This is a genomic window from Aliidiomarina quisquiliarum (assembly GCF_023922585.1).
GTDB lineage: Bacteria > Pseudomonadota > Gammaproteobacteria > Enterobacterales > Alteromonadaceae > Aliidiomarina > Aliidiomarina quisquiliarum.
The window spans coordinates 1-5,077 of record NZ_JAMFTN010000016.1 but is presented as its reverse complement, the minus strand read 5'-3'; the positions used below and the strand labels follow the sequence as shown (position 1 = coordinate 5,077).

The following is a 5,077-nucleotide window of genomic DNA, read 5'->3' as shown; positions in this document are numbered from 1 at the left end:
TGATGCTACGAACAGTTTTCTTGGTTTTACCATTACGAGAGTTGCCGCTGTTGTTGCCGGCTGAGTCATTTGGTGCGTAGCCTAAATGAGCTTCCATTTCAGCCTCTAGCACCCGCTCTGCCACCTTGTTGGTAAGCTGTTTGAGTAGGCCGGCTTCGCCTAAGATGTCTTCTGGGGAATCACAGCCGTCAAGCAGCTGGTCGATGAGTTTGTCTGATATTGGCATTCTGATATCCTTCTTCGATATTGTTAAGAATGCCATTTACACAGATATTTTTACACTCTCTATGCTCTAAGGTAGCTTAGGTATCAATTGCATGTAACCTAAACGTCTTCCGTTTTGAGGTTAAATTTGTGCGACCATTATAATGAGCTTTCGGAATAAGCTGCATAAAGTAAATCTGCGAATCCAAGCTCTGATAGGTTACCAAGAACTAAATCCACCATTGCATCTGCAAAAGGCTCATAGGGCTTTTTAATTTCATAGTTGTTCAAGGCAAGGTATTCAAGCGCAACCATAAGGCCTGTTCTTTTATTAGCATCGGACATTGCATGAGCTTGGGCGATGACTTTGGCGTACTTAGCTGCAATCTCAAACACATCACATAGCCCATCGTAGACAATGGCATTATCAATTCGAGCAAGCGCACCTTGCAGGAGCCCTTTATCCGGGGCTCCTTTGTTTCCTGGCCCGTTCGCCAGAATGAATGCGTTTATCTCGACCACCCTTGAAGATGGAAACCTGACAAGGTTCATCACATTGATGCTAAGCGGTCAAAGGTTTTCTGGTGTAGACGAAGCTGATTTCTTGCTTCAGACAACACTAGCTCACGTCCTTCTGGTGTTTCAAGGTTAAGCTCTTTGGTTGCTTTTATGTGTGGGCGAACTACTTGGTTTTTTACACCATACTTCGTTAATTTGTGTTTCATAAGTTCCTCCCTAATAAGAGATACAATTCTAACACTACACATCAACAAGCGCCACTAGCCAATGTTTGAGCCAATGGCGCTTAATACTCCACAATCCGCTAAAGCTCCAATTCCACAAAATCCCTGTCAACATCTTCCTGAGTAATACCTATATACCGTAATGTTACGGCTTCAGAGCTGTGGCGTAGCATTTTCATGACTCGGGCTAAGTCATTCGTACTCTTGTACAAGTGATAGCCTCTTGTTTTACGCATAGAGTGTGTACCAAGGGCGATACCTACTTCCTCACCTATCATTGAAATAGCTCGAGATATATAACGACGGCTCAGTGGCCTTGGCTCTTTCTTTAACGACCAGCGATTACGATGAGACTGAAACAAAAAAACGTGCTCTGGGTTTTCACGTCGTCGGCGCTCAACAATCTCGATAGCCTTAGTGTTTAGTTTTATGGTAGCGCGTTTACCAGTTTTACCTTCGATAAGCTCAACGCGATCACCTTGTATGTTGTCAAAGCGTATAGAAAGTAAATCACTAATACGTAAAGCGAGATTAAGCCCTAAGCTCCACACATCTGCAATTTGTTGTCCGTAGGTTCGTTCAAGTAAGTGGTTCACTAACCTTACTGTGTCTAAATCTTTTACAGCATGTACTTCACTCATGGCAGTGTTCCTTTTTTGTCGTAGAGTGCAAAAACGGGAACTTCAGAGCGTGTTTTGCTCATCGGCCCGCGTTCTATAAGGGTTGCAGTGTTCCCAAAAGTACAATTTGGGAACTTCGAATGGTTGAACTAGTAGGCATTCATATTAGGGATGATTTTTACGCCTATTTCTCGAAGTGAATCGGCAATTTGAATAATCACTTGCTGGCGCGTGCATGGCCCACGAGTGAGCACATCCAATTTATCAGCGTGAATTTCAACTGCGTAAGCTCTGTGGTGTCGGGCGAGGCTTTGTATTTTGTGTTTGTCCACAAAAGACTCATTCGCCGTGGCATGGTCCAATGGCACATTGGCAATGCTGCTCTGTTCACTAGTCATAAAGACCAACGTAAAAGAGCCTGACTTCGAAGGGTATGGCCTGATGATGCTCCCCATGAAGTTAGGGGTATGCATAGCAGAGCGGAGAATAGGAACGAAGGTTATAGCCGCTACGACTACCTTCATACCTAACTCCAGCCATTTTTGTGACGATGATGTTGATGAGCTCATAAAAACTCCTTATGAACGTTTGGCTCAAGTAGTGCTTTACAACAAACCACGCTCAGCAAATGAAACGATGTCCTTGCCCACAACAAAGTGGTCGAGGGTGGTTACGTCAATGGTGTTTAATGCTGTCTTCAGTCGCTCTGTTACACGTCTGTCTGCATCTGACGGCTCAGCGACGCCTGAAGGGTGGTTGTGCGCAAAGATAACCGCTGCTGCATTTGTTTCGAGTACCGCTTTCACCACCTCGCGGGGATACACAGGGGCGGCGTTAATGGTTCCGAAGAACAGCTCCCGAAACTCAATCAGTTGATGTTGGTTATCGAGTAACAGCACGCCAAACACTTCACGCTCATAAGGCGCAAGTTTAAAGCGCAAGAAGTCTTTCACGGTTTGCGGCGCACAAAAGGCTTCGCCTCGGGTGAGCTTTTCTTCAAGCAATTCACACGCCCTATCGAATAACTCCGATTCCGTTAAACGACGGGTTGTAACGTATTGCTTGGCAGGTTTTATTTCAGTTGTTGGTTTTACTGCTGGTGTATTTGTCATGAGATGAATTCCTCGTTGGTAGGTTCATCTCAGTGATATAGGTTTGAAAATTGTTTGAATCGAAAGGCAGAAATAAATCTTTACATGGTTGGCACATCTTCTGAGACAGAGGAGTCCTAATCATGAAATTAATTCGTTTACGCACCGTACTTGAAATGACCGCACTTAGCCGCTCGAGCCTTTACCGCCTAATGGACGCCAATGAGTTTCCTAAAAGCATACCGTTAGCTGGCCGATGCGTTGCCTGGGTTGATGAAGAAGTAGAAGACTGGATTGCACAGCGTATAGCTATGCGTGATGATGAGGTGAAGGAGAGTAGGGTGGTTTGAGTACCCTGAGTACAGATATGTTGCTTCTTGAGCTACGCATATTACCTCGCACGTTATCTACTTGCCTATTGCCCACAGCCCCGATAACATCAGTGATTACAATTTATTAACACGCATGCGCGTTATATGAGATATACGTGCATGCTCGCTTACACTTACGTTATTAAGTATACAAGCGGCTAAATACCGCTGTTTATAAGGCCTTGCAGTGGATTAGTGTGGTAGATACACCATGCATGCCTAGTATTAAAATGTTAGGCATTTTAGGAGAACGTGTGACAATTCGTACATTTGATTTTTGTGCGCTGCAGTTCTTGAACCAATGGCTTGAGAAAGAAGCGAGTTATTGTAAATCGCTAGCATCTAGCGATATTGCGACACAGAGGCAAGCGCTTGGAGCTGCAGGAGCACATTTTCGTGTAGCGCGTAATCTCCCGAGAAAATATGAAAGCGAGAGGAGTTTACAGCGGTATCAGCCGGTCCTTAACATCTTGAATGAGCTTGGGAGTGTCACTCCGAGTAATATGGTGGAAATCGTTGAGAATACACGTCAGCGTATTTCTTCAGAATATGGCCAAAGAAACGTACTTTCATTAACAACTAAATTTTTGTGGCTAAAAATAAAAAGCCCAGTTCGAATCTACGACCGTCAGGCACGAGTTGCATTAGGCACACCGGACGGTGATTTCGTTGCCTTTAATAATGCATTTACTGCCAAGTACGCCGAGAGTCAGGACCAAATAGAAAAAGCATGCGGCAAGCTGGTTGATATGGCTTCTTATTCGGTTCGGCCGAACATGCAGCAAGCAGAGCTAAGAGATCTAGTGTCATCACAGTGGTTTAAAGAGCGAGTCTTAGATATATATCTATGGAATCAAGGAAATGCCTAACAAGCGCATGTTGTCGGACTAGTTTTCCGCTGCGCTCCAAACCAGCCGCAAATGCGGGCGTTATAAAGTCTAGGAAATATTGTGCATCTCATAGGCCATAGGATAATGTTGTCACCACTCGATACTTCTGATAGAGAGCTGTTTATTCAAATATCAATGTGTCCGAAAATGATGGCTCATGTATATGAACCTTGCACATATGAAGAGGCAATAGCCGCTTTTGAAGTCAAAGCTCAGCCCTGGGATAGTAATGGCGCTGGATGGCTTTCCTTTGGTATATCTGACTTATCGTCAACCGAAAAGCTTGGAAATATTGGACTTAAAATAGTGGACCATGAAGCAAAAATCGCTGAAGTCGGCTTTATGATTAAGCTAGAAGCTCAAGGTAAAGGCTTCGCTGCTGAAGCTTTGAAGTTAGTTCGAGATTTTGCGTTAACCGAGCTGGGTTTAAATAAGTTAGTTGCAACATGCTCGGTCAGTAATATTGGTTCTTTTAAAGTGCTGGAAAAGCTGGGGTTTGTTCGAGAAGCGTGCTTAAGGAAAAATACCCTAATTAAGGGGCAACTTGTTGATGATTACATTTACCATCTATGCAAATCGACTTTATAACAAGTTGCTTAATTTCGTTCCGGCCACAAAAAGCGTGGCCTCCACTGGACTGCCTACGCTGCGCTGCGGCAGCCAATTAGCAAAGCGTTATGTTTAAAAGGTAGCCAGGTGATTAAGACGGTTTTTTCATGGGTTTATGCTTTGATATTGGGCTTTATCTTCTTTGAAAGAGTAAGAGTCATGATTCCAATATACAGAGCTCCCGACATAATGACTTCAGCAATAGCATTTTCATTTTTTGCTAGTTACGTCGCCTATTTGATAAATAAAAAAATGTTCTCACTTGTTTTTTCATTTATCAGCTTCTGCATTTATGCTGTTTTAATGGTCGTATGGTCCTACAAATATCCTCTACTAACTAGGCAAGAGTATATAGTCACCTCTGCTTTTTATTTAATCGTTAGCATTCCAATGTTTGTTGGCCTGCTTAGGAATTTTAAACATAATCGGGTAGCCGGAGGTCTTTAACCTCCAGCCCCCACAACACCCTGCATGCGGCTCCGCACAGGGCGTTTCACTTAGGATGATGAAGCGCGATCCATCCATCACGCAGCGAGTAAAGCCCTTCAG

The 5,077-nt window shown here is 43.9% G+C and carries 9 protein-coding genes; 3 read left to right on the top strand and 6 right to left on the bottom strand.

Translation table 11 applies throughout. The features are described from left to right. The 6 genes from M1L23_RS05695 to radC form a co-directional block, all read right to left on the bottom strand. Window positions 1–226 (bottom strand): transposase (locus M1L23_RS05695; RefSeq protein ID WP_252626202.1); only part of this gene is annotated, 226 nt, incomplete at its 3' end. Between the two features lie 137 nt (window positions 227–363). Then, complete coding sequence (locus M1L23_RS05690; RefSeq protein ID WP_252626203.1) at window positions 364–756, bottom strand: type II toxin-antitoxin system death-on-curing family toxin; 393 nt, start codon at window positions 754–756, stop codon at window positions 364–366. Beyond that, a complete protein-coding gene (locus tag M1L23_RS05685) occupies window positions 756–929 on the bottom strand; it encodes an acetyltransferase (RefSeq protein ID WP_252626200.1) in 174 nt (57 codons plus the stop codon). Before M1L23_RS05685 ends, M1L23_RS05690 begins: the two co-directional genes overlap by 1 nt. Before the next feature lie 98 nt (window positions 930–1,027). Further along, on the bottom strand, window positions 1,028–1,588 hold the full coding sequence (locus M1L23_RS05680) for a tyrosine-type recombinase/integrase (protein ID WP_252626198.1): 561 nt from the start codon (window positions 1,586–1,588) through the stop codon (window positions 1,028–1,030). Window positions 1,589–1,716: 128 nt separating this feature from the next. Next, the gene (locus M1L23_RS05675; protein ID WP_252626196.1) at window positions 1,717–2,136 is read right to left on the bottom strand and encodes a hypothetical protein; all 420 of its coding nucleotides are present in this window, start codon (window positions 2,134–2,136) and stop codon (window positions 1,717–1,719) included. A gap of 36 nt (window positions 2,137–2,172) precedes the next feature. Then, entirely contained in the window at window positions 2,173–2,679 is a 507-nt protein-coding gene (radC, locus tag M1L23_RS05670; protein WP_252626195.1) for a RadC family protein, read from the bottom strand. A 122-nt stretch (window positions 2,680–2,801) separates the two neighbouring features. On the opposite strand from radC, the gene M1L23_RS05665 reads away from it, so the two are divergent. From M1L23_RS05665 to M1L23_RS05655, 3 genes are all read left to right on the top strand, one after another. After that, window positions 2,802–3,008, top strand: coding sequence for a helix-turn-helix transcriptional regulator (locus tag M1L23_RS05665; RefSeq protein WP_252626193.1), 207 nt, complete (start codon window positions 2,802–2,804; stop codon window positions 3,006–3,008). 275 nt (window positions 3,009–3,283) lie between these two features. Then, window positions 3,284–3,898 carry a hypothetical protein gene (locus M1L23_RS05660; protein ID WP_252626192.1) on the top strand — a complete coding sequence of 205 codons (615 nt, stop codon included), beginning with the start codon at window positions 3,284–3,286 and terminating at the stop codon, window positions 3,896–3,898. 105 nt (window positions 3,899–4,003) lie between these two features. Continuing rightward, on the top strand, window positions 4,004–4,507 hold the full coding sequence (locus M1L23_RS05655) for a GNAT family N-acetyltransferase (RefSeq protein WP_252626190.1): 504 nt from the start codon (window positions 4,004–4,006) through the stop codon (window positions 4,505–4,507). The last annotated feature ends 570 nt before the right edge of the window (window positions 4,508–5,077 follow it).